The organism is Streptomyces sp. NPDC004327 (assembly GCF_042873935.1).
In the GTDB taxonomy this organism is placed as follows: domain Bacteria; phylum Actinomycetota; class Actinomycetes; order Streptomycetales; family Streptomycetaceae; genus Streptomyces.
On record NZ_JBIAME010000001.1, the window covers coordinates 19,954 to 43,299 of the forward strand.

Below are 23,346 nucleotides of genomic sequence, written 5' to 3' on the forward strand. Positions count from 1 at the left end.
TCACACCGGGAGCGAGGCGCGACGGGATTCGATGTCGAGAAGGCGCTCGAACGTGCTGTGGATCAGGGAGGCGCGCGGCCGGCCCCGGCGGGCGGAGTCGACGGCGAAGCGCACGGCCTTGGGCAGCGCCTCCCAGGCGGCGACGGCCTCTTCGCAGCGCTGGACGTCCTGCGTGCGGGCGCCGGTGCGCAGGGCCGAATGCCGGTAGCGGAACACGTGGTGCTGGGCCGTGGCCCACAGGTCTTCCAGATGACGGGCGGCGTCGGCCTCCTGCGCGGCGAGCAGGCCGGACAGGAAGGGCAGGGCCGAGACGCCGTCGGTGAGCCAGTCGCCGGGCAGCGGCGCCGTGCCGCCGGATTCCGCGTCCGGCCCGGGCTCCGGTGCCGGCTCGCGGGCGAGCCACTGGCGGCCCGACGGCTCCGGCTCCGGGACGGGGAAGCCGAAGGCGAGGACGTTGCGCCGGGCCTGCGCGGCGGACCAGCCGGCCGGCAGGGTCATCATCGTGAGCAGCTGATCGGTCGTCACCGTACCGGAGTACGGGCGCTGTTCGCCCGCCGGCAGCAGTCCGGCGAACGCGTCGTACGCCTGCCAGCGGTCCGCGCCGGCGCCGGCCACGAGCAGCCAGTGCGGCGCCGCCGGGCCCTCGCCGAACACCGGCGACCAGGGCAGCCGCGCGCTGTCCGTGACGACCAGGACGCGCCCGTGCCGTCCGGCCTCCGCGGCCAGCTCCGCGCGCGTCGACTCCTCGTCGGCGCCCGTCCGGTAGCGCAGCCGGGTGCCGTCCGGGAGCTCGTCCAGCGGGGTGGCGTGGTGGGAGAAGGACAGCTCGCCGCCGGGCAGGTCGGTGCGCACCGCGAGCCGCACGGACCGGGCGAAGTGCTCCCCGGTCCGCGGGAACTCGCCGTGCAGATAGCCCGCCAGGTTCGCCGTGTAGCAGCTCAGACCTTCGAACAGCCGAAGCCACTCGGGTACGTCCGTCACCCTTCCTCCCGTCGGTAGGCACAACTCACCGGTGGTCCCTGCTCCTTGCGCAGGGACCGCCACTCGTACGACTTCCAGGCCCCGTGCTGCCGGCCGAGGTCGACGCGGATCGTCCAGGGGCGGCCGGGCAGGCCGTCCCCGGACGCCTTGACGCACGCCTCCTGCACGGTCCAGATACGGGCGAACTCCCACTCCCGGTCGGCAGCGGGCAGGGCGCTCAGGCGCGCCGCGGTCGCCTCGGTGCAGCAGCGGCGGAGCATCCCCGGGCCGACCGCCCGCGGTTCCTGCACGTCCACGCCGACGGCGTGCCCGGCCCCGACGACCGCGGCCGCCCACTCGCCGTCGTGCGAGTAGTTGATGCCGAGGTCGGGCCGGTCGGGCAGATACGGCTTCCCGCCCGCGCGGACGTCGATCCCGGCCCGCGCCGCGCGGGCGCCGGCCGTCTCCGCGAGCGCGAGCCGCAGCAGCGTGCGGGCGCCGAGCGACTGCCGGGCCCGCCACGGCGGCAGTCCGGCGATCGCGGACCGGTCGGCCGCCGTGCAGCGCCCCGCGTGCGGGAGCAGCGCGTCGATGCGGGCCACGGCCAGCGTGACGCCGTCGGCGACGGGGACCAGGCCCGGCGTCCTCACCGGGTCGCCTTGAGGACGTCCGCGGCGTGGTCGGCGACCCCGGCGAGCATGGCTCCCGTCGCGCCGCCGGCGATGCTCCACGCCGCCGCCTCGGTGTGCAGATGGGCGATGCCGTCGTCGCCGAAGGCCGCCGCGCCCTGGAGCTGGACGCACTCGCCGACCACGTACTGCAGGCTCTCGGCCACGGCCGCCTTGGCGATCATGCCGTCCACCGCCGTGGGCTGCTCGTCCGGTCCGCCCCGGATCGTCTCGCACAGCGCGTCCATCCGGCGCAGTTCCACCAGGCACGTGGCGAAGCGGGCCCGGACGGCGTCGTTGTCCCAGGCCGTCCTGCCGTGCAGCGGGTGCTCGGCGAGCCGCTCGCGGGTCCGGTCGAGCACCCGCCGGCAGATCGCCCGGGCCCACAGCGCGGACGCCAGGCGCTCGGTGCCGATGTGCCGGGCGAAGCTCGGCAGGGCCCGGCCGGGCCGGCCGACGACGTGGTCGCGGCCGACGGTGACGTCGTCGAAGCGCAGGTTCCCGACGCCGGAGCCGAGGAACAGCCGGGTGGAGGTGGCCTCCACGGTGACGCCGGGGGCGTCGGTCGGCACCAGCACCCAGACGAAGCTGGTGAAGTGCCGGGCCGGCCGGTGCCGGGCGAGGACCAGGGCGTGGCCGGCGGTGGTCGCGTCGGTGATCCACCGCTTGCCGCCGTTGACCACCACCCGGTCCTCGCCGAGTTCGGCCACGGTCGTGGCCTCCATCAGGTCCGAGCCGCCCGCGCCCAGGTCGGTGGCGGCGAGCGCCACCCGGCCTTCGCCGTCGAGCACCGACTCGTACACCGAACGCACGAGGTCGCTGCCGAGCCCCTCGGCCAGGATCGGCAGGGCCGTGGCGAGCTGCACGCAGGCCGACAGGACCGTGCCGGTCGGATGGCGCGCGTCCAGCTCGGTGAGCAGCACCTCCAGGGCCCACGGATCCGCGGTCCCACCCCGCGCCGGCGGCTGCCCCGCGCCCGACGGGCTCAGCGCGCGCAGCACGCCGGCCCGTCCCAGCTCCCGCCAGAGCGTGGCGGTGTCGCCGGGCACGGCGACCCGGTCGAGCGCCGAGGCGATCGCCGGGCGCAGCCCGGTGCCGCCGGTGAGGGCGGTGGCCTCAGACAAGGCGCACCTCCGCGTCGAGCAGCGACAGCGAGCCGTTGGCGCGGTAGAGCCGGTCGTTGCTGTAGTTCAGCGAGGCGCTGCGCAGGTCACGGAAGGTCCGCTCCAGGAACAGCGGCGAGTTGCGCAGGTAGCCGTGCTGGATGCCGACCAGTTCCACGAGCTCGTCGACCGCGCCGAAGCAGCGCTCCGCCGCCTCGGTCTTCAGGGTGTTGAGCAGCAGCTGCACCGGCGTCTGCGACAGGTCCTCGGTCCGCTCCAGGACGTCGAGCGTGTGGCGCAGCAGGCTGTGCACCGTGTCCAGGCTGCCGCGGACCTTGGCCAGCCGGCGCAGCAGCAGGTCGGAACGGGTGTCGTAGCGCTTGCGGCCCTGCGGGCTGCGGACGTGCCGGATGACCCGGGACAGGGCGCCCGCCGAGGCGCCGAGCCAGCACGCGGCCCAGCCCAGGTGGGCGTACGGGCCGAACAGGGCCGTGACCATCGACCGGAAGTCGCCCGACGGGCCCACCAGCTGGTGCTCGGGCACCGCGCCCACGAGCCGCATGGGCACGCTGGACGTGGCCCGCATGCCGAGCGGCTGCCAGTCGCCCCGTACCTCCACCTGGAGCTGGTCGCGGTGCGCGTAGACCAGCGACACCTGGTTCGGCGAGGTGGCCCCGGGGGCGAGCGCGGTGATGAGGAAGGCGTCGGCGTGGATGCCCCCGGTGACGATCGGCGCGTTGCGGTCGATGTGCACGAGCCCGTCGCCGGCCTCGGTGGTGGACTCGGCGGCCAGCAGGCTGCCGCCGGTCCCGGCCTCGGTGGTGACCGACGCCAGGTACGACTCGCCCCGGCCGATCGCCGGCAGCAGCTCCGCGCGCAGCTCGGGCGAGGCGTAGCGGACCAGGGTGGCGACCTGCTGGCAGTGCATCGCGAAGATCACCCCGACCGACAGGTCCTCGCGGGCCAGCCGCAGGGCCACGTCGACCATGGAGGCCGCGGTGCCGCCGAGACCGCCGTACTCGGCCGGCACGAGCAGACCGAGCAGGCCGTGCGTGCGCAGCGCGTCGAGCGCGGCCACCGGGAAGCCGGCGTTCTCGTCGGACTCGGCCGCCTCCTTCGCGACCACGTCGAGCACGTCGGACAGCCGGCGCGGCTCCTCGCTGAGTAGCGTCATGACCGAGCGGCTCCCTCGGCGCCGTTCAGGTCGGAGATCGCCTGCCACAGGTTGCCCGCCGTCGCGAACGTGGTCTCGGTGAGCAGCTCGTCGGGCAGCTGGACACCGAAGGTGTCCTCGATGGCGAAGAGCAGCTCGATCTCCTGCATCGAGTCGAGACCGAGCTCACGCAGCCGGGACTCGGCGGTGAGCTCCTGCTCGCCCGCGTACTTGAGGAACGGGCGGAGCATTCCCTCGAACTCCGGGTTCATATCCGGGTCACTTCCTTCCGGTCGGACGTCGGGTCCGTCTACGGGGCCGACTTCGGGGGTCAGTTGGACGGCTGGCGCTGCAGCGTGAGGCGGGACTCCTGGACGATCCGGCCGCCGTCGACGACGACCTCGACCGGAGCCGGGTGCCCGAGGAAGGCGAGCAGGCTCGCGGAGAGCCCGTACGCGCCGACGTTCGGCACCCGCACCACGTCGCCGGGCCTGACGTCGGCCACCTCGGCGGCGCGCGCCCAGGTGTCGAGCGGGGTGCACAGCGGCCCGGTGACCATGGCGTCGGCCAGCGGCTCGCCGCCGGGCTCGCCGTGCAGCACGGCGGGCGCGATCTGCGGCAGCCGGCGCAGCCCGGACATGCCGCCCAGGTGGTTGATGCCGGACTCCAGGACGAGCACCCGCCGGCCGTGCGAGCGCTTGACGTCCAGGACCCGGGTGAAGAGCGTGCCGCAGGTCGCGACGAGGTGACGGCCGGACTCGAAGGCGACCGCCGGCCGGCCCTCGCGCCACCCGGGGAAGCCGTCGTCGAGCAGCTCGGCGAGCCGCCCGGCCAGCGTGGGGTACGAGGCGAGCTCGCCCTCGCGGGCGTACGGCGCCGCGAACCCGCCGCCCAGGTCGAGGAGTTCGACCTCGATGCCGAGCACGTCGGCGAGCGTGCGGGCGGTGGCGGCCGACTGGGTGAACTGCGCCATGAGCGCGTCCTCGTCGGGGACGTTCGTGCCCATGTAGAGGTGGAAGCCGACGAGCCGGGCCATCGGCCGGGAGCGGAAGCGCTCCGGCTCGGCCAGGATCCACTCCGCGTCCGCGCCGAACGGCGAGGCCACACCGGTCATGGTGAGGCCCTGTCCGGGCGCGGGCGTGGAGTCGTTGACCCGCAGCACGGCGCGCACCGGCGCGTCCAGGCGGCGGGCCGTCTCGTCCAGCTGGTCCAGGCCGTGCGGCGAGTCCACCGAGAACTCGGTGACGCCCGCCTTGACCGCGTCCTCGACGGCGCGGTCCTGCTTGCCCGGGCCGGTGTAGAGCAGCTTCCCGGCCGGCACGCCGGCGTCGAGGGCTGCCTGGAGCTCGCCGGGCGAGCAGACCTCGGCCCGGCAGCCCGCCGTGTGCAGCGCGGAGACGATCGCCGGGTGCGGGTTCGCCTTCAGCGAGTAGTACACCTCGCTGGGCTCGGGCAGGGCCGCGCGCAGCCGGGCGTGGGAGCGCCGGACCTCGTCGAGGTCGTAGTGGTAGCTCGGGGTCGCCATGGCCCCGGCCGTGATGTCGTCGGGCAGGTCAGACACGGGACTCCTCCAGGAGGCGGGCGAGCGCCGCCCGGTCGACCTTCCGGCTGGCCATGTACGGCAGTTCGGCGACGACGACGCACTTCTGGGGGACCTTGAAGTCCTCCAGCTCCGTGCGCAGCCCGGTCAGCACGTCATGTGCCTTGAGCTCGGTCACCGCGAACAGGACGGCACCGTCGCGCCCCTCGGCCGGCGGCAGCACGGCGGCGGCCTCGACGTCGGGCAGCCGGTGGGCGGCGGCCTCGACCTCGGTGACGCTCACCCGGAAGCCGCGCTCCTTGTACAGGTCGTCGCGACGGCCGCTGAAGTACAGGAAGCCGTCCTCGTCGAGCCGTCCGTAGTCTCCGGTGTGCAGCTGCGGCAGCAGGCCCTCGACCCGGGGGAACCGCTGCGCGGTGACCTCGGGACGGCGCCAGTAGCCGGCCATCACGTGCGGTCCGCGGATCACGATCTCGCCGTCCTTGCCGGCGGGCAGCCGCTGTCCGGTCTCGTCCACGACGAAGATCTCGGTGCCGGGCAGGGCGCGGCCGCTGGCGCCGGGGCGCTCCAGGTCGCCGTCCGGCGGCATGATCGCGGCCCGCTTGCACTCCGTCAGGCCGTACATCAGCTGGATCCTGAGGCCCGGGATCTTCGAGCGGAGCGTGTTCGGGATGTCCTCGGGCATCGCGGCGCCCGTGTTGGTCATCAGCCGGATCCGCGGCGGCTGGGCCTGCGGGCGGCGCAGCAGCCGGGCCAGCGTGCCGGCGAGCGAGGGCACGGCCGGCAGCACGGTCGCGCCGGTGGCGTGCAGGTGCCGCAGCAGCGTCGTCCCGGCCTCGGCGGCGGACGCCAGGTGGAGCCGGGCGCCGGCGAGCGTGGTGAGGAAGAGCTGGTAGAGGCCGTAGTCGAAGGAGGGCGGGAGCGGACAGAACACCACGTCGTCCGCGCGGTAGCCGAGGACCTGCTGGATCGCGCGGGCGGCGAAGACCACCTGGCCGTGCGTCGAGACGATGGCCTTGGGCCGGCCGGTGCTGCCCGAGGTGTAGATGAGGCAGACCGGGTCCACGGCGATCGGACCGTCCGCCGTGAACTCCGCGTCGCCCGCGGCCACGGCCGCGTGGACGTCGGCGAGCACGGCGGTCCTGATCCCGCGCTCCTCGGCGAGCCGCCGGCTCCCGGCGTCCTCGCTGATCAGCAGGGCGGGTTCGGCGTCGCCGAGGAGGTGTTCCATCAGGCCCGCCGGGGCCCCCTCCGCGGTGACGACGAACATCGCGCCGAGCCGGGAGCAGCCGTAGACCAGGGCCGGCCCGTGGACGTCCGCCGGGAGGCAGATCAGGACGCGGTCGCCGCGCCGGACGCCGAGGTCCGCCAGCCAGGCCGCGACGCGACGGCTGGCGGTGCGCAGCCAGTCGTACGTCATCACGGTGTCGCCGCAGCTCACGGCGGGGGAGTCGGGGTGCTCCAGGGCGGTGGTGTCGAGCAGTTCATGCAGCAGGGTGGGTGCGGTCACGATGCTTCCTCCACGGCGGGCGTGGCCGAGAACAGCCGGCACAGCGTGTCGACGGTGTCGAAGCTGTCCTCGCGCAGGGCCTCGGGGTCGATCGTCGTGCCGAGGCGGCTCTCGACCCGCTCGATGACGTCGACGAGCCGGAACGAGTTGAACTGGGGCAGGTCGCGCAGCGGCGCGCCGGACGGCAGGCCCGCCACGTCGGCGCCGAGGACCGCGGTCAGCTCCTCGACGACGACGGCGCGCGGATCCGACGGCGCCTGCGGTACGGCCGGCCGGCGGGCGGTCTCCACGTCGTCGCGGAGCAGCCGGTCCAGCTGGTCGATCACCGAGGCCGGTACGGCGCCGCCGCGCCGGGCCCGGCGGGCGGCCACGTAGGTGTGCGCGGCGTAGCGCCGCCAGGCCTGCGCCCGGGCCTCGGCCGCGTCCGCGGACACGCCCGGGACGGTGCCGAGCCAGGCCGCGTGCAGGGTACGGGCCCTGCCGAGCACCCACACGTCCAGGACCAGCGCGTCGAGCGCGTCGGGGTCGCCGACCGCCTCGCGCATCGCCGTCACATAGGCGTCGATCCGCGGTCCGGCCGCGGACATCGCGGTGGCGTTGGCGGTCAGCACCGCCGCGGCGTCGAGCTGCGGCGGGGCCGTGGCCTCCAGTGCGAGGGCGGTGCCCTTCGTGGCGAGGACGGCGTCGAGGTCCGCGGCGGGAAGCTGCCACACACCGGGCCGGGCACTGCCCCACGGGGTGTCGTTGTGGTAGGCGTCGATCACCAGGACCGTGCCGTCGCCGGCGTCGCCGGCGTCACCGTGGTCGTCCGCCGTGAGCAGGAAGCTGTGCTCCATGTGGTCGTGCCCCGCGTAGGGCACCCACGGCATCGTGTAGGCGTCGCCGATCACGTACAGCACCGCGTTGTCACGCAGCAGTTCGCGCAGCCGCGGACCGTCGACGCCGTCCCAGCGGGCGGTCGTCCGCAGGCCGAGCAGTTCCTCGGCCTCGGCCAGCCGGCGCTCGGGGCCGGCGGCCGGGGTGGGCAGCCCGCTCGGAGTCCGCGTGGTCGCGAAGCCGGCCGGCGCGCCGAGCGCCAGATGGGCGCCGGCGCCGTGGGCGTCGTCGGCGAGCACGGCGAGATTGGCCTGCAGACAGTCCAGCGCGTCCGCCCGGACGGACGCCAGCGCCGGTGACCACCGCGCGGACGACGCCTCGACGGGCGTGTCAGCGGTCATCGGGCCCGCTCCTGAAGGAGCTCGTCCGGCACCCGGCGCAACCCGTCCGTCGCGCGGCGCAGTTGCTCCTCGTCGTGGCCGCCGTCCTCGATCGTGCCGTCGAGCAGCTGCCCGTAGGCGGCGAGGTCGAGCAGCCCGTGGCCGCTCACCACCACGAGCACACCGCGGCCCGGCGCCCGCTGCTCGTCGCGCCCGGTGACGACGTCGAGGGCGGCGGCGAGCGCGTGCCCCGACTCCGGGGCCGGCAGGATCATCTCGGTCAGCGCGAACTGCCGGTTGGCCTCGAGCGCGGCGCGCTGGCCCACCGCCACGGCGGCCACCTGGTCGCGGTGGCGCATCGCCGAGATCACCTTGGCCGCGCCGTGGAAGCGCAGGCCCGCGGAGTGCGCGGGCGGGATCGCGTAGCTGCTGCCGATGGTGTACATCGCCTCCATCGGACCGGTGCCCGTCGCGTCGGTGACGTCGTACGCGAAGACGCCGCGGCTCAGCTTCGGCGTGGCGCTGGACTCGGCCGCGAGGAGCGTCGGGACCTCGGTGCCCTCGTCGGTGTGCCGGCTGAAGAACGGCAGCGCGATGCCGCCGAAGTTGGAGCCCGCGCCGACGCAGCCGACGACGGTGTCGACCTCGGCCCGCTCCTCCTGCAGCTGGTCGATGGCCTCCAGGCCGATGACCGACTGGTGCAGGATGCTGTAGGTCTCGCCGCTGCCGATGCAGAAGGCGCGCTTGACGCCGTCCCGCTCGCCCTCCTTGGCGTACTCGACCGCCTCGCCGATGGCCAGGGCCAGGGCGTTGGTGGAGCCGGTGTCGCCGCGCCGGCCGAGTTCGGTGGCCTGGCTGGGGCTGGCGTGCAGCTCCGCGCCCAGCAGGCGCATCAGCGTCCCGCGGTACGGCTTGTCGTGCAGGCTGCGGCCGACCATGAACACCGTGCACTTCAGGCCGAACGCGGCGCACGCCGCGGCCATCGCGGTGCCCCACTGGCCCGCGCCGGTGCCGGTCACCAGCTCCTCGACGCCGGCCCGCTTGTAGTAGTACGCCTGCGCCAGTGCGGTGTTGAACTTGTGGCTGCCGGAGAGGTTCCCGCCCTCGTACTTCACGTAGAGCGGGGCCTTGGCGCCGACGGCCTGCTCCAGGCGGCGGGCGCGCCACAGCGGCGTGGGGCGGAACTTGCGGTAGTGGTCGGCGACCTCGTCGGGGATGTCCCACCACTCGCGGCCGGAGATGCTCTGCCGGACCAGCTCCAGCGGAAGGTGGGCGGTGACCGGCCCGTTCGCCGCCGGCGGGGTGATGTCCGGCGGCAGCTGGTAGCCGAGGTGCGGCAGTACGCTGCGCCAGCGGGTCGGGGGCTTCGTCACTGGTTCATCTCCGTTGCGCGCTCGATGACGGCGACGAGGTCGGCGACCGTGTGGAAGGTGTGACCGACGAAGAGGTCGTCCGGCAGGGTCACGTCGAGTTCGTCCTCGAGGCGGATGAGCATGCCGAGGAAGCCCAGCGAATTGACCTTCAGGATCTCGCCGTTGAGCGGTTCGTCGTCGGCGAGCGCGTCGGGACCGACGGACAGCCGGGCCTCCGCGATCAGGATCTCCTTGACGACCCGGTTGATCTCGCTCCGGGTCGCCTCCGTGGCCTCGCTCACGCCTCCTCCTCTCCGGCGCCGCGCAGCGTGCCGTTGCCTTCGACGACCCAGCTGTAGGTCATCAGGGCGGCCAGGTTCACCGGGCCCCGCACGTGCAACCGGGCCGTGCTGATGGACAGTTCGGGACCCAGGCGCATGGTCGGGCCGTCGTGCAGGCGCAGTGAGCCGTTCACCACCAGCGCGGCCGCGTCCACGGTGCGCAGGAAGCGGTCGACGACCTCGCCGTCGGCGGCGACCACGCCCTCGGTGTGCTTCGAGCCATACCGCTGGATGTGCGCGACCGCCTCGTCCAGGCCGTCGACGGCGCGGACGCCCAGGGTGCGGTCCAGGAACTCGCGGCCGTTGTCCATGTCGGACAGCGGCTCCACCGTCACGCCGGCTCCGGCGCCGGCCGGCGTCTCCTCGGCGAGGCCGGGGCCGACCCGCAGGGCGTAGGCGTGGCTGCTCTCCCCGCCGAGCGAGACGAGCCGGCGCACCAGCTCGCCCGCGACGTCGGAGTGGGCGAGCACCATCTCCAGGGTGTTGCACGCGGTGGGCTCGGCCAGCTTGCTGTCGAGCACGACACGGGCGGCGAGATCGACGTCCGCGCTGCTGTCGACGTACAGGTGGTTGACGCCGCCACCGCTGGCGATCACCGGAATGGTGGAGGTGCTCTGGCAGTAGTCGACCAGGGCGGCGCTGCCGCGCGGCAGCAGGGCGTCGATCGCGTCGGGCCGCTTGAGCAGCTCGCGCACCAGCTTGCGGTCCGGGTCGGTGATGATCTGGACCATGTCCGTCGGCAGCCCGGCGGCGTCGAGCGCGTGGGCGACCACGGTGCGCAGCGCGCCGGCGGTGTGCGCGATCTCCGAACCACCCCTGAGCAGCACGCAGTTGCCGGTGGCCACCGGCAGCAGGGCGCCTTCGACGGTGACCGTGGGCCGGGCCTCGTAGATCATCAGGATCAGGCCGAGCGGCTTGGGGATGCGGCGCACGGCCATCACTCCGGCCGCGGTGTGCGCCTCGCTCGTCGAGGTGACCTCGGGCAGCTCCGCGGCGACCCGCTCGGTCAGCCCCACGAGGTAGTCGAGCTGGGGCGTGCCCATGGCGAGCCGGTCGATCAGCGTCTCGGACAGTCCGCGTGCGCGGGCCGCCGCGATGTCCTCGGCGTTGGCGGCGAGCACCGCGTCCCAGTGGGTGTGGAGGGAGGCGGCGAGTTCCTTGCAGTACGACAGATAGTTGGCCTCGCCGGGCGGCGGGGCTGCGAGCCGGGCCGCCTTGGCGGCCGTGAGCATCTCATCGAGCATGGGTCACCTACCACATGAACTGGCCGCCGTCCACGACGAGTTTTTGACCCGTCATGTAGGCAGAGCCAGGGCCGACAAGGAATTCGAGGGCGTCCGCGATGTCGTCCACCGTGCCGATCCGCTGCCGCGGAATCTCCGCGACCACGGCGGCGCGGGACGCGTCGTCGTCCAACCGGAAACGGGTGACCAGCTCTTCGGTCTCGGTCATCCCGGGGATCAGGCAGTTCACCCTGATGCGGGGGGCCAGCTCCAGGGCCAGACACTTGGTCAGCTGGAGCAGACCCGCCTTGCTCGCACAGTAGTTGGCGCCGTTGAGGCGGGGGCGGATGCCGGTGGTGGCGCCGATGTTGATGATCGAGCCCTCCTGGCCGGACTCCACCATCGCCGGCGCGAGGGCGCGGGTCAGGTAGAAGACGCCGGACAGGTTGGTGTCGACGACGCTCCGCCACTCGTCGACGCTCATCTCCAGGAACGGGCGGTCGATGTTGAGCCCCGCGTTGTTCACCAGGACCCGCGGGGTCCCGTGGGCCGCGGCGATCGTGCCGGCCGCCGCGGCCACGGAGTCCGGGTCCGCCAGATCGGCGCGCAGGACGTGGATGCCGGAGCCGGGGTCCGCGACCTCGCGGGCGGCCGCCTCGTCGGAGCGGTAGAGGGCGACGACACGGTGGCCGAGCTTGTGCAGCCGGCGGGTGAAGGCGAGGCCGATGCCCCGCGTACCGCCGCTGACCACCGCGAGCGGGGCGGTCACCTGGCCGTCTCCTCGTCGGTCAGGTCGAGGAACTTGCCGATGGGCTCGGTGAGTTCGGTGACGTGCTCGGCGTCGAAGACACCGAAGTGGGTGGCCGACATGGTCGCCGTGCGCAGGTCGGGGGCCAGCTCCCGCCAGCGCTCGGTGGCCGCCTCGCGCGGGCCCATCCGGTCGCCGGTGCACATCGTCAGGAGCACCCGGCCCTCGTACGGGGTCGTCGTCTCGTACTCCGTCAGGGCCTCGACCTGCCGGCGGAAGGTCTTCAGGACCCGCGCCCTGGTGGCCTCGTCCGCGTGCGGACCGAGCTGGCGCACGATGTTGTCCTCGATGTCGCCGTCGGCGTCCGGGGTGGACTCGCGCAGCAGCGGGGAGGTGTCGATCAGGACGAGGTCGGGGCGGTGCCCGCGCTCGGCGAGCCGGGTCGACAGCTCCCAGCCGATGGTGCCGCCCATGGACCAGCCGACGACCAGATCGGGCGTCAGGCCCGCCTCGTCGAGGGTGGCGAGCACCGAGTCCGCCATCTGCGGCACCGTGGTCTCCGGCTCCTCGCCGGCCACCATGCCCAGGGTGCGCACGCCGTACACGTTGTACCGGCCGCCGAGGTAGCCGGCCAGCCGCAGGTACGGCTGCAGGCCGCCGCCGGCGCCGGGCAGCACGACACAGGTCGGCCGGTTCTTGCGCCGCACCAGGATCACCAGCCGGCTGGACGCGGGGGAAGCGCTGGTCATGACGTGGACTCCTCTTCGCCGTACTCGCGGACGAGTCCGGCCAGTGCGGCGATCGTGGGCAGACGGAAGAAGTCGACGATCGGCACGGCGGCGCCGAACCGCTCCTCCACCAGGGCGAGCGCGGAGAGGATGTTCAGCGAGTGCGCCCCGTAGTCGAGCAGGGTGCGGTCGCGCACGATGCCGGAGGCACCGAGGACCTCCTCCCAGACCGCGGCCAGACCCCGCTCCAGCTCGTCGGCGTACTCCGCGGGCGCCGGGCCCGCGGCGTCCTGGCGCTCCGCGATCAGCCGGTCGGCACGGGCGAGCAGCGCGTCCCGGTCGGTCTTGCCGGTGCCGGTCGTCGGCACGGTGTCGACGGTCAGGACCTGCGCGGGCACCATGTACGACGGCAGGGCCTCGGCGAGGTGACGGCGGACGCGCTCGCCGTCCACGGTGGCGTCGCCCTCGGGCACCACGAAGAGCAGCAGCTCCCGGTCGGCGCCGGAGCCGCGGACGGCCACGACCGCCTGGCGGACCTCGGGCAGGTCGGTGGCGGCGATCTCGATCTCGCCGAGCTCGACGCGGTAGCCGCGGATCTTGACCTGGGTGTCGCCGCGGCCGAGGAAGACGAGCTGCCCGAGCTGGTCGCGCAGCACCCGGTCGCCGGTGCGGTACATGGACCCGGTGCCGGCGAAGCGGTCCTCGACGAAGCTCGCCGCCGTGCGCTCCGGGTCGTTGATGTACCCCTCGGCCGGGCACGCGCCGCCGAGGAACAGCTCGCCGGGCACACCCGCGGGCGCCAGGTGACCAGTGACATCGACCACGTAGGCGTGGACGCCGGCCAGCGGCAGTCCGATCGGCACGTGGCCCGCCCACCGCTCCTCGGCGCCGGACAGGCGCTGGGTGGTCACGGCGTGCGTCTCGGTCGGACCGTAGAGGTTGACCAGCTCGCAGTACGGGTGGTCGACGAAGAACGCGCGGATCTGCTCGTCCACCAGGAGCTGCTCGCCCGAGACGCACACGTACCGCAGCGCCGGGAAGCGGGTCCCGCGGGACCGGGCGGCCTGGACGAACGGGCGCAGCGCGGCGACCGGCAGGTAGACGTGCGTGACCTCGGCGTCGACGACGTGCCGCACCAGGCCGGGGAAGTCCCGGCGGTCGACCGGCTCGCGCGACACGACGGTGCCGCCGGCGGCGAGCGTGGGGACGATCTCCTGGAACGAGACGTCGAAGCCCAGCGGCGCGTACTGCAGGAAGCGGGTGTCCCGGTCCATGCCGAGCGCGGCGATCTGCCAGCCGGAGAGGTTGAGCAGCGGGCCCTGGCCCATGAGGACGCCCTTGGGGCGGCCGGTGGATCCGGAGGTGAACATGACGTACGCGGGCGCGGCGGCCTCGGTGAGCGCGGGCAACGGCGCGCCGTCGGCCCGCAGTTCGTCCAGGGTCACCCGGCGCACGCCGGGGAGGTCGACCTCGGCGCCGACGGTGACGTGGATGCCCGCCGTCTTGGCCATGTAGCGCAGGCGCTCGGCCGGGAGGCTGAGGTCGAGCGGCAGGTAGGCCGCTCCGCAGCGCATGATCGCGAGGAGGGTGACGGTGGTGTCGGACAGGGTGTCCAGGCACATGCCGACCACGTCGCCGACGGCCACTCCGGCCTTGACCAGGCCCGCGGCCACGGCGTCGACGGACGCGGCGAGTTCGCCGTACGTGACGTCGCCGGCCTCGTCCGCGATGGCCACCGCCCCGGGCTGCCCGGCGGCGACGTCGGAGAGCCACGCGGTGAGCGTCCGCGCGGGCACGTCGGCCGGGTAGCCGTCGGTGCGGCGGCTGTCGACCGCGGAGGCGTCGGAGAACAGGTCGGCGAGCGTGCGCGATCCGTCCGTCACGGCCCGGCGCAGCGCCGAGCGCAGCGAGGTGAGCAGTCCGTCGGCGACGACGGGCGCGATGAGCTGGGTGTCGTATTCCAGCTCCAGCAGCCAGCGGCCGTCGACCGGGGTGGCGCCGAGCCACAGGTCGAACTTGGCGGTGCCGTTGCTGGGTTCGCCGACGCCGCGGATGACCCCGGAGCTGTCGCCGTCGAAGGTGTCCTGCATGGCGAGCATGCAGGCGAACAGCGGGTTGCGGTTGGTCGAGCGGTCCGGCTGCGCGTGGGCGACGAGCTGGTTGAACGGCACGTCGACGTTGGAGCGGCAGTAGTCGACCGCCTCGCGCACCACTTCGCCGGCGTGCCGGTCGAAGGGCAGGGTCCAGTCGACGTCGATCGCCACCGGCAGGGTGTTGACGAAGAAGCCGCACAGGTCGAAGGCGCCGACGGTACGGCGGGCCATGAACGGGCTGCCGATGAGCACGGTCTCGACCGCGGCGTGCCGGGCGACGACCGCGCTGTAGAGGGCGCTGAACAGGACGAACGGCGTCACGCTCAGCCGCTTGCAGGTCGCGGCGACGGCGTCGGACTCCTCCTGGCCGAGCAGCCACTCCAGGCGCGCGCCCTCGAAGTCGGTCTCGGCCGGCCGGTTCGGGCGCGGGAAGAGCACCTGCGCGGGGACCTCGCGCAGCCGCTCGGCCCACTGCCGGGCCCGCTCGACGGTCTTGTCCGCGGTGGTCACCGAGTTCTGCGCGCGCAGTTCCCGCAGGAACGCCCGCTCCCGGGTGGCGCGGAGCTCCGAGGTGCGCTCGGGCGTGAGCGAGCCGTCGAGCGCGGACTCCATGTCCCGCACGACCGGGCCGAGGGACACGCCGTCACCGATGATGTGGTGCATCACCAGCAGGATCGCCGCCTGGGAGCCGTCGGCGGCGCGCACGTAACCGGCCCGCCAGGGCGACTCCTCGGTGAGGGCGAACGCGGGGCGGCCGAGGCGCACCGCCCACTCGGTGATGGTCTGGTCGAAGCGGTCCGCCGGGGCCTCGACCAGCTCCAGCGGCAGCTGCGCGCGGGCCGGCGGTTCGGCGAACCGGGCCTGCGGCGCGGGGCGCAGCGCGAAGACCTGACGCATCGACGGCTGCACCGTGACCAGCGTGATCAGGGCCTCGGCCACGGCGTCGAAGCCGAAGGCCGGGTCGATGTCGAAGCGCATGACCTGGTTGTAGATCTCGGGGGTGGGCACGCGGTCGTTGACGACCAGCAGGCCCTTTTGCGAGTCGGTCAGCGGGAGCGGCTCGGGAGCGGCCGCGGAGACGGTGTCCGTGTCCGTCGGTGCGCTCACGCGTCGGCCTTCCCGTCCGCGTCGCCGCCGGCCGCGACATCGCGCAGCCAAGCCTTCAGGTCGCCGATGGTGCGGAGATCGGCCAGCCGGGTGGCGTCGATCTCGGCGTCGTCGTCGGCGGCCACCTCCACGGCGAGGCGGATGAGGGACAGCGACTCGAGGCCGGCGTCCTGGAGTGGGGTGCTGTCGTCGAACGCGAAGGTCGCGTACTTGGTGATGATGGCGTCGAAGTCGACAGACGTCTCCATCGATGCTCTCCAGTCATGTCAGAGGGATCGAGAATCGGCCGCACGCGTCGGGCGAGTGGCTGGAAAATGGCGATAGCCCAGAACTGTGAGCAGAGATGCCGCGAGGACCTGGGCAACAGCATCTGCCGAGGGTGTGTACTCCCGATGTATTCAGTATTCGCTGACGATTGTTCGCGCGTTGTATCCGCAGGTCAGCGCACAGGAACGGGAGTCGTAACGGCGCAGGTGAGCCGGCCTTCGCAAGGGACAAACCGTGACATGCCGCACACTTTGCGGCGAATGTCAGGCTTTCCCCTGTAATACTCCCGCAATACTCGTGCAATGTTTGATCAAAAATCACAGATGATCACAGCCATTGCGCAACGCGTGATCATGTTGGTACGGTCTCCCAACGATCGAAGACCAGTTCAGTTACGCAGAACGATCGCGAGCGACAGGGGGAGATTCGTTGCCGTCGCCGTTTGCCGAACATGAACACCTGGCCCGCCTGACTCCGGAAAAGATCATCGATGCGGCGGGTATCGAGATCGGCGGCTCCGGCCAAGAACGATCTCATGACACGGAACATATTCTTCCCGCTCTTCGGCAGTTGACCTCGGCCCTGCAGAGCGAAGCGCGGATCACTGTTTCGGGCGCCGCCGCCGTGGGTAAAGCCCTGACTGATCAATTGGTCACTCGTTCGCGTGTGAACGAGTTAATCCGGCGGAATCCAGAGATTGCGCAGCAGCAGATTCCCGGCCCTGTTTTCATTACCGGAATCTTCCGCAGCGGCACCACGCTGCTGCAGAATCTGATGGCCGAAATCCCTTCGGTCCGCGCGCCCCGTCTGTGGGAAATGCTGGCGCCCGCCGCCGCGGCGGCGGGAGGCCCCGAGCGTTCGGCGGCCGTCAAGGCGGCCGAGGAGTACGTCGCCGAGTACTACGAGAAGGCGCCGCTCTTCAAGGCGATCCATCCGCTGGACGCGCACCGGCCCGAGGAGTGCCACCGGCTCACCGGCGGCACCTTCCGCGCCGACATCTACGCCCTGCGCTACCGCGTCCCGAGCTATGTGGCCTGGCTGCGCGAGCAGGACATGCGCCCGAGCTACGCGTACCACCGCACCCTGCTCGGCTGCCTGCTGCGCGCCGAGCCGGCCGAGCACGTCGTGCTCAAGTGCCCCTCGCACATGTGGCACCTGAACACCCTGGCCCAGGTCTATCCGCAGGCCCGCATCGTCCGGCTGCACCGCGACCCCAAGGCGTGCCTGCCCTCGCTGTGCAGCCTGACGGGCGTCGTCAGGGGGGCCAGGTCCGGCGAGGTCGACAAGCGCGAGATCGGCGCGTACTGGGCCGGGCACGTCGGCCGCGCCCTGGCCGGAACCCGCCCCGCGGAGGCACTGGAGTCCGGACTCCCGGTCCTGGACCTCCGCTATTCGGACCTCGTCTCCGATCCGGTCGGAACGGTGGCGCGGGTGTGCCGGTTCGCCGGCATCGCGTGGTCGCCGGCCGCCGAGGACCGGGTCCGTGGATTCCTCGCCGGAAATCCCAAGGACAAGCACGGCAAGCACAGCTATTCGGCCGAGGAGTTCGGCCTGGATCCCCGTGAACTCGACGAGCGCTTCGCCGCATACCGTCGAGCCTTCGACCTCTGACCGCAGATTTCTGCAGGTGATGCGTGCGAGTGCACACCCGCGCGCATCGATCATCAGCCCCACACGCATGATCACTCAACGACGGAGGTATCAGACCGCATGTCCGAGTCGATGACCCATGAGCAGATGGCGCGCGCGGAAATCGCGGAGGTGAGCAAGCTCGCCGGGGAGAACCCGGTGAAGCTCGGAATTCTCACGCCCCTCACCGGTCCCGGTGACTCCGTCGCCGGTGTGATCGTTTCCCGCGGTGCCCGGATCGGTGCCGAATACATTCGCGAGCGGGGCGGAATTCTCGGCGGCCGCCAGATCGACTTCGTCCTGCGCAATGATCAGGCCACTGCCTACGACGAGGGAATGGCGCGGTCCTCCGTGGGCGAGCTCGCCAAACTCGCCCAGATCGACGAGGTGGCCGGCGTCTTCGGCCAGTGGCATCTGCGCACGTCGAAGTACGTCTCCGCACTCGCCGACAAGATCGGTATTCCGACGTTCATCGAGAACGGCCAGAGCGACGTCACGTCCTCCGGATACCGCTCCATATTCCGGCAGTACTTCTCCATCGCCGACCGCGTCCCGCTGATGATGGACTACGCCGCGAGCCTCGGATTCCGGCGCATCGCGCTGCTGGCCGCCGACACGGTCTTCGGCCTGACCACCGCCGACACCATCCAGGAATACGGCACGTCCGTCCACGGCATGGAATTCCTGCGCTTCGACTTCCCGCAGGAGACCACCACCGACCTGAGCGAGCAGCTCAAGGCGGTCAAGGAGTGGGAGCCGGACCTCATCATCAACGACGGTGTGATCCGCACCAACTACCTGATGATCAAGCAGGCGGCCGAGCTGGGCCTGCGGCCCCAGGTCCCCATGATGGTCACCTTCGGCTTCCCGACCCGCTCCCACGACTTCTGGCGCGAGGCGGGCGACGCCGGCGTCGGCATCATGTGGGCGGGCATTCAGTACCGGCCCACCTGGGACGGACTCACCGAGATCGGCCGCTGGTTCACCGAGCGCTACGAGGCGATGTACGGCGGCTACGCGCCGGACACCACGCTCAGCGCGTTCACCGACGTCACCATCCTGGCCCGCGCCATCGAGATCGCCGGGACCACCGAGTACGACGCCGTCATCGAGGCGCTGGAGTCCCACGAGTTCGACACCTGGCGCGGACCGCTGCGGTTCGAGCGCGGCGCCGAGCACTGGCACCACAACATGCCCCGCCTCCAGATGATGCAGTACCAGAAGGTCGGCCAGACCTTCGACGAGTCCGCGATCGTCTACCCGGACTCCCTTGCCAACGCGGAGTACGTGCCGGCCGACGAGCTCCGTTGATCGCTGCACCTGAACCAGAGGAACAGTTCATGACGGAGCGGAACACCGCACCGGCCTCCCGCACACCGGTACCCAGCGCGGCCGCGACGATGGTGGCGAGCCTGCAGGGCCACGGCGTCGACCGGGTCTTCTGCGTCGCGGGCGAGAGCTACCTGCCGATCCTCGACTCCCTGTACGCCACCCAGGGCCGCGAGGACGCCGTCGAGGTGGTCACCTCCCGGCACGAGGCGTCGGCCGGCTTCATGGCCCTGGCCGACGCCAGACTCACCGGGCGGGCGGGCATCTGTCTCGTCAGCCGCGGCCCCGGAGCGACGAACGCCAGCATCGCCGTGCACGCGGCCTGGCAGGAGGCCGCCCCGCTGATCCTGATCGTCGGCCAGGTCAAGCGGACCCGGCGCAGCGGCGAGGCGTTCCAGGAGCTCGACTGCGCCGGCTTCTTCGGCGGCTTCAGCAAGGCCACCTGGGTGCTCAACGACCCGGCGTCGGCCGCGGCGCTCGTCGCCCGCGCCTTCCGGGTCGCCGAGTCCGGCACCCCCGGACCGGTGATCATCGAGGTGCCCGAGGACGTCATCGGCCAGCCCGACCCGAACGGCATCCCCTCGCGCCGCACCCCGGTGTCCGAGACGGCGCCCTCGGCCGGGGACCTCGCCGCCGTGCTCGCCCTCCTCGCCACGGCCGAGCGCCCGCTGATCCTCGCGGGCGAGCAACTCGACACCGACGAGGCCCGGCTGCGCCTGCGTCAGGCCGCCGATCGGCACCGCATCCCGGTGGTGACCGCGAACAAGCAGCAGCACCTCTTCGACAACCGGCACCCGCGGTACGCCGGTCACCTGCACAACGCCACCCAGAAGCCGCAGCTGGCCGCCTTCCAGGAAGCCGACCTGGTCCTGGCCGTCGGCACCCGCCTGGACGACACCACCACCCGCGGCGGCGCCTTCCCCGGCGCGCCCGTGCCGGCCCAGCCGCTCGTCCACGTGCACGGCGACCCGGCCCGGCTCGGCGCCGGACGCCGGACGGAACTCGGCCTGGCGTGCTCGCCCGCCGCGTTCCTCGCCGCGCTCGCCGGCGCACCGGACGACGAGTCCGCCGGCCGGTCCGCCGCACGGGACGCCGCGCGCGAGGCGTGGAGCGAGCGCCTGCACCGCATCGAGACCGACAAGGCCGTCTGGCAGGGCCAGGACGCGCCCGACGGGATCGTGTTCGGCGACGTGGTCGCCGCCCTCGACACGTGCACCCAGGGCGAGGCGACCGTCGTGGTCGACTCCGGCACCTTCACCAGCTGGGTCTACCGCTACCTGCGCTTCACCGGCACCGGCCGGCTGCTCGGCGTCACGTCGAGCCCCATGGGCTTCGGCGTCCCCGCGGGCGTCGCCGCCGCGCTGCGCGCCCCCGGACACCCGGTGGTGGTCGTCGTCGGGGACGGCGGCTTCCTGATGAACGGCAGCGAACTGATCACCGCCGTCGAGGCGAACCTGCCGCTCGTGGTGATCGTCTCGGACAACAGCAGCTACGCCACCATCCGCCTCCACCAGGAGCGCGAGTTCCCCGGCCGGGCCATCGCGACGGACCTGCGCAACCCCGACTTCGCGCGGCTCGCCGAGGCGTACGGCGCGCTCGGCATCAGCGTCACCGACCCGGCCGCGGTCGAGGACGCCCTGATGACCGCGCTGAAGCACGACGGCCCGTCGCTGCTGCACGTCCGCACGAGCCTCGCCCACACCTCCCCGTACCGGCGCATCGACGTCGCGGCGGACGGGGGCGCCGAGCCCGGGGGTGCCCGTGGAAGCGTATGACTCGCTCCTCGACCTGGTGGGCGGCACCCCGCTGGTGCGGCTGAACCGGGTGGCGAAGGACGTGCCGGCGACCGTGCTGGCGAAGCTGGAGTACCTGAACCCGGGCGGCTCCAGCAAGGACCGCATCGCGCTCGGCATGATCGAGGCGGCCGAGGCGGACGGCACCCTGCGGCCCGGCGCGACGATCGTGGAGCCCACCTCGGGCAACACCGGCGTCGGTCTGGCCATGGTGGCCGCCCAGCGCGGCTACTCCGTGGTGTTCACCTGCCCCGACAAGGTGTCCCCGGAGAAGATCGACCTGCTGCGCGCGTACGGGGCCCGGGTGGTGGTCTGCCCGGCCACGGCGCCCTTCGACCACCCGGACTTCTACCGCAACAAGGCGCGAGCCCTGGCGGCGGAGATCCCCGGCGGGCTGCTGCTCGACCAGTACTCCCACGCGGCCAATCCGCGCACGCACTACGAGACCACCGGCCCCGAGGTCTGGAAGCAGACCGACGGCCGGGTGACCCACTTCGTCGCCGGCGTCGGCACCGGCGGCACCCTCTCCGGCACCGGGCGCTATCTCAAGGAGGTCTCCTCCGGAGGCGTCACGGTGGTCGGCGCCGACCCGGACGGCTCCATCTACACCTCGCCGGCGCTGCGGCCCTACCTCTTGGAGGGCGTGGGACAGCCGACGCTGCCCGCCTCCTACGACCCGGAGGTGGCGGACCGGCTGATCGCGGTCACCGACGCGGACGCCCTGGAGATGACCGGCCGGCTCGCCCGCGAGGAGGGCATGCTCGTCGGCGGCTCCGGCGGCATGGCCGTCGCCGCCGCCCTGCAGGTCGCGGCCGGACTCGGCCCCGGGGACGTCGTGGTGGTGCTCGTCCCCGACTCGGGCCGCGGCTACATCTCCAAGATCTTCAACGAGACCTGGATGGCCACCCGCGGCTTCGGCACCGACGACGGCGCGGGACCGGTGCTGGGCGAGGTGCTCGCGGGCGTCACCGCGCGCCCCGCGCTGCCCGCCGTCACCCCCGACGACACCCTGGCCACCGCCCTCGCCCTGATGGGCCGGCACCACCTGCCGGCCCTGCCGGTGACCCGGGCCACCGCGCCCGTCCGGCTCGCCGAGGTCACCGGCACGATCACCGCGCGGACGGTCACCGAGGCGCTCGCCGCGGACGTCCGCGCACTCGGGCGGCCGGTCGGCGAATTCGCCGAGCCGCCCCTGCCCCTCGCCGGCGCCGGACAGCCGGTCGCCCGGGCCCTGGCCCAGGCGGGCGGTGACGACACCGTCCTCGTTCTGCGCGACGGCCTGGTCGAGGGCATCGTCACCCGCGCGGACATCGCCGCCTTCCTCGCCGCCCCGGCCACCGAAGTCCCGGCCGCCGGCGCCCCGTCGCCGAACCGAGAGGACGCCGTCAGTGAGTGAGATCCTGGAGTACGTCGACCCCGTCGAGGGCTTCACCGGCTGGCTGGTGTACGACAGGACGTCGGCGCGGATGGCCGCCGGCGGCTGCCGGATGCAGCCCGGCCTCACCGCGCGGACGCTGTCCTCGCTGGCCGCGCGCATGACCCTGAAGCAGCGGGTGCTCGGCATCTCGGTGGACGGCGCCAAGTGCGGCGTCGACTACGACCCCGCCGCGCCCGGCGCCCCGGCGGCCATGGAACGCTTCCTGGCCTTCCTGCGCGAGCAGCTGATGACCAGGTTCAGCATGGGCTGCGACATGGGCACCCGCTTCGACGAACTCGACGCGGCCGCACGCCGGCTCGGCATCCCGTCCATCAAGTACGCCATCAAAAGCGCCCAGGGCCTGAGCGACGACGAGTTCTTCGCCCGCTTCCGGCTCCTGGACGCCCCGGCGGGCGCGCTGACCCTCGGCGAACGCCGGGCCGGGCACGCCGTCGGCCACGCCGCCCTCGCGGCCGCCCGCGCCGCCGGCCTCACCGGCCGGATCTCCGTCTCCCTCCAGGGATTCGGCAACCTCGGCCGGGCCGCCGCCTACACGCTCGCCGAGGAAGGCGCCGCCTTCGGCGCCGTCGCCGACCAGTTCGCCTGCGTCGCCGGCCCCGACGACACCGGCCTCGACATGAAGACGATGCTGGCCGCCCGTAACGGATCGCGCGTGACCGACACCGCCCCGGACGCGGCGGCACTGCCCGCCGACGCCGTCTTCACCCGGCCGTGCGACGTCCTCGTCCTCGCCGCGGCCGAGAACGCGATGACCCCGGAGCAGGCGGAGCGGCTGCCCGCGTCCGTCGTCGTGGTCGGCGCGAACAACGGCCTCAGCGAGCCGGTGGAACGCGCCCTGCACGCGCGCGGTGTGCTCGTCGTACCGGACTTCATCGGCGGCATCGGCGGATCGGCGTCCATGGAGGCGCTCTTCGGGCCGGAACGCATCGCCACGCCCCAGTACACCCTCGATCTGATCGCCGCGATGATGCACGATCTCACCGGACGGCTGATCAGCACCAGCAGGCTCGAGAACACGCTCGTACGCGAAGTCGCCGAACGACAGGCGATGCAGGAGACGGCAGCCGACGCCGTGGGCGGCACACGCGCCTACGGCAACAGCCCGCTGCTGGCCAGGGCGCTTTCCGTGGTCTGACACCCGTATGCCGTCCGGCCTCCCGCCGGACGA

General features: G+C 72.9%; 20 protein-coding genes. 5 read left to right on the forward strand and 15 right to left on the reverse strand.

The genetic code is table 11. The features are described 5' to 3' along the window. From ACFYU9_RS00105 to ACFYU9_RS00175, 15 genes are read right to left on the reverse strand one after another with little or no spacing between them, the layout of a single operon-like run. Complete coding sequence (locus tag ACFYU9_RS00105) at positions 1 to 981, reverse strand: hypothetical protein (RefSeq protein WP_389340805.1); 981 nt, start codon at positions 979 to 981, stop codon at positions 1 to 3. Further along, positions 978 to 1,610, reverse strand: coding sequence for a 4'-phosphopantetheinyl transferase family protein (locus tag ACFYU9_RS00110; protein ID WP_389340809.1), 633 nt, complete (start codon positions 1,608 to 1,610; stop codon positions 978 to 980). The genes ACFYU9_RS00105 and ACFYU9_RS00110 overlap by 4 nt, the downstream gene beginning before the upstream one ends. After that, complete coding sequence (locus tag ACFYU9_RS00115; protein WP_389340812.1) at positions 1,607 to 2,752, reverse strand: acyl-CoA dehydrogenase family protein; 1,146 nt, start codon at positions 2,750 to 2,752, stop codon at positions 1,607 to 1,609. Before ACFYU9_RS00115 ends, ACFYU9_RS00110 begins: the two co-directional genes overlap by 4 nt. Continuing rightward, positions 2,745 to 3,905 (reverse strand): acyl-CoA dehydrogenase family protein, encoded by a 1,161-nt coding sequence (locus ACFYU9_RS00120; protein ID WP_389209295.1) that lies wholly within the window; start codon positions 3,903 to 3,905, stop codon positions 2,745 to 2,747. The genes ACFYU9_RS00115 and ACFYU9_RS00120 overlap by 8 nt, the downstream gene beginning before the upstream one ends. Further along, positions 3,902 to 4,156: a phosphopantetheine-binding protein gene (locus ACFYU9_RS00125; protein WP_389209297.1), complete on the reverse strand. Its 255-nt coding sequence runs from the start codon at positions 4,154 to 4,156 to the stop codon at positions 3,902 to 3,904. Before ACFYU9_RS00125 ends, ACFYU9_RS00120 begins: the two co-directional genes overlap by 4 nt. 59 nt (positions 4,157 to 4,215) lie before the next feature. After that, entirely contained in the window at positions 4,216 to 5,445 is a 1,230-nt protein-coding gene (locus ACFYU9_RS00130; protein ID WP_389340815.1) for a type III PLP-dependent enzyme, read from the reverse strand. Further along, a complete protein-coding gene (locus ACFYU9_RS00135; protein WP_389340818.1) occupies positions 5,438 to 6,934 on the reverse strand; it encodes a class I adenylate-forming enzyme family protein in 1,497 nt (498 codons plus the stop codon). The genes ACFYU9_RS00130 and ACFYU9_RS00135 overlap by 8 nt, the downstream gene beginning before the upstream one ends. Then, a complete protein-coding gene (locus tag ACFYU9_RS00140) occupies positions 6,931 to 8,151 on the reverse strand; it encodes an acyl carrier protein (protein ID WP_389340821.1) in 1,221 nt (406 codons plus the stop codon). The genes ACFYU9_RS00135 and ACFYU9_RS00140 overlap by 4 nt, the downstream gene beginning before the upstream one ends. After that, entirely contained in the window at positions 8,148 to 9,503 is a 1,356-nt protein-coding gene (locus tag ACFYU9_RS00145) for a TrpB-like pyridoxal phosphate-dependent enzyme (RefSeq protein ID WP_389340824.1), read from the reverse strand. Before ACFYU9_RS00145 ends, ACFYU9_RS00140 begins: the two co-directional genes overlap by 4 nt. Next, positions 9,500 to 9,784 carry an acyl carrier protein gene (locus tag ACFYU9_RS00150; RefSeq protein ID WP_389340827.1) on the reverse strand — a complete coding sequence of 95 codons (285 nt, stop codon included), beginning with the start codon at positions 9,782 to 9,784 and terminating at the stop codon, positions 9,500 to 9,502. The genes ACFYU9_RS00145 and ACFYU9_RS00150 overlap by 4 nt, the downstream gene beginning before the upstream one ends. Then, the gene (locus ACFYU9_RS00155; protein ID WP_389209309.1) at positions 9,781 to 11,067 is read right to left on the reverse strand and encodes a glutamate-5-semialdehyde dehydrogenase; all 1,287 of its coding nucleotides are present in this window, start codon (positions 11,065 to 11,067) and stop codon (positions 9,781 to 9,783) included. The genes ACFYU9_RS00150 and ACFYU9_RS00155 overlap by 4 nt, the downstream gene beginning before the upstream one ends. A gap of 7 nt (positions 11,068 to 11,074) precedes the next feature. Further along, positions 11,075 to 11,815 (reverse strand): SDR family NAD(P)-dependent oxidoreductase, encoded by a 741-nt coding sequence (locus ACFYU9_RS00160; RefSeq protein WP_389209311.1) that lies wholly within the window; start codon positions 11,813 to 11,815, stop codon positions 11,075 to 11,077. Further along, entirely contained in the window at positions 11,812 to 12,543 is a 732-nt protein-coding gene (locus ACFYU9_RS00165) for an alpha/beta fold hydrolase (protein WP_389340830.1), read from the reverse strand. The genes ACFYU9_RS00160 and ACFYU9_RS00165 overlap by 4 nt, the downstream gene beginning before the upstream one ends. Next, entirely contained in the window at positions 12,540 to 15,722 is a 3,183-nt protein-coding gene (locus tag ACFYU9_RS00170; RefSeq protein WP_389340833.1) for an amino acid adenylation domain-containing protein, read from the reverse strand. Before ACFYU9_RS00170 ends, ACFYU9_RS00165 begins: the two co-directional genes overlap by 4 nt. Beyond that, entirely contained in the window at positions 15,719 to 15,970 is a 252-nt protein-coding gene (locus ACFYU9_RS00175) for a phosphopantetheine-binding protein (RefSeq protein ID WP_389340836.1), read from the reverse strand. The genes ACFYU9_RS00170 and ACFYU9_RS00175 overlap by 4 nt, the downstream gene beginning before the upstream one ends. Positions 15,971 to 16,418: 448 nt before the next feature. Here ACFYU9_RS00175 and ACFYU9_RS00180 point away from each other — a divergent pair, with 448 nt between their 5' ends. The 5 genes from ACFYU9_RS00180 to ACFYU9_RS00200 all read left to right on the forward strand — a co-directional run bounded on the left by ACFYU9_RS00180 (position 16,419) and on the right by ACFYU9_RS00200 (position 23,313). Continuing rightward, on the forward strand, positions 16,419 to 17,600 hold the full coding sequence (locus tag ACFYU9_RS00180; RefSeq protein ID WP_389340839.1) for a sulfotransferase family protein: 1,182 nt from the start codon (positions 16,419 to 16,421) through the stop codon (positions 17,598 to 17,600). 99 nt (positions 17,601 to 17,699) lie between these two features. After that, positions 17,700 to 18,929, forward strand: a complete 1,230-nt coding sequence (locus ACFYU9_RS00185; RefSeq protein ID WP_389209321.1) for an ABC transporter substrate-binding protein — start codon at positions 17,700 to 17,702, stop codon at positions 18,927 to 18,929. A gap of 29 nt (positions 18,930 to 18,958) precedes the next feature. Next, the gene (locus ACFYU9_RS00190) at positions 18,959 to 20,722 is read left to right on the forward strand and encodes a thiamine pyrophosphate-dependent enzyme (protein ID WP_389209323.1); all 1,764 of its coding nucleotides are present in this window, start codon (positions 18,959 to 18,961) and stop codon (positions 20,720 to 20,722) included. Then, positions 20,709 to 22,136 (forward strand): pyridoxal-phosphate dependent enzyme, encoded by a 1,428-nt coding sequence (locus tag ACFYU9_RS00195; RefSeq protein ID WP_389209325.1) that lies wholly within the window; start codon positions 20,709 to 20,711, stop codon positions 22,134 to 22,136. The genes ACFYU9_RS00190 and ACFYU9_RS00195 overlap by 14 nt, the downstream gene beginning before the upstream one ends. After that, positions 22,129 to 23,313 carry a Glu/Leu/Phe/Val dehydrogenase dimerization domain-containing protein gene (locus tag ACFYU9_RS00200; RefSeq protein ID WP_389209327.1) on the forward strand — a complete coding sequence of 395 codons (1,185 nt, stop codon included), beginning with the start codon at positions 22,129 to 22,131 and terminating at the stop codon, positions 23,311 to 23,313. The genes ACFYU9_RS00195 and ACFYU9_RS00200 overlap by 8 nt, the downstream gene beginning before the upstream one ends. Positions 23,314 to 23,346: the final 33 nt, after the last annotated feature.

What these genes read in the sequence shown, in the direction of transcription:
- ACFYU9_RS00125 (WP_389209297.1), bottom strand. Translation starts at nt 4,156, where the DNA reads ATGAACCCGGAGTTCGAGGGAATGCTCCGCCCGTTCCTCAAGTACGCG.
- ACFYU9_RS00190 (WP_389209323.1), top strand. Translation starts at nt 18,959, where the DNA reads ATGACGGAGCGGAACACCGCACCGGCCTCCCGCACACCGGTACCCAGC.
- ACFYU9_RS00185 (WP_389209321.1), top strand. Translation starts at nt 17,700, where the DNA reads ATGTCCGAGTCGATGACCCATGAGCAGATGGCGCGCGCGGAAATCGCG.
- ACFYU9_RS00120 (WP_389209295.1), bottom strand. Translation starts at nt 3,905, where the DNA reads ATGACGCTACTCAGCGAGGAGCCGCGCCGGCTGTCCGACGTGCTCGAC.
- ACFYU9_RS00175 (WP_389340836.1), bottom strand. Translation starts at nt 15,970, where the DNA reads ATGGAGACGTCTGTCGACTTCGACGCCATCATCACCAAGTACGCGACC.
- ACFYU9_RS00165 (WP_389340830.1), bottom strand. Translation starts at nt 12,543, where the DNA reads ATGACCAGCGCTTCCCCCGCGTCCAGCCGGCTGGTGATCCTGGTGCGG.
- ACFYU9_RS00140 (WP_389340821.1), bottom strand. Translation starts at nt 8,151, where the DNA reads ATGACCGCTGACACGCCCGTCGAGGCGTCGTCCGCGCGGTGGTCACCG.
- ACFYU9_RS00155 (WP_389209309.1), bottom strand. Translation starts at nt 11,067, where the DNA reads ATGCTCGATGAGATGCTCACGGCCGCCAAGGCGGCCCGGCTCGCAGCC.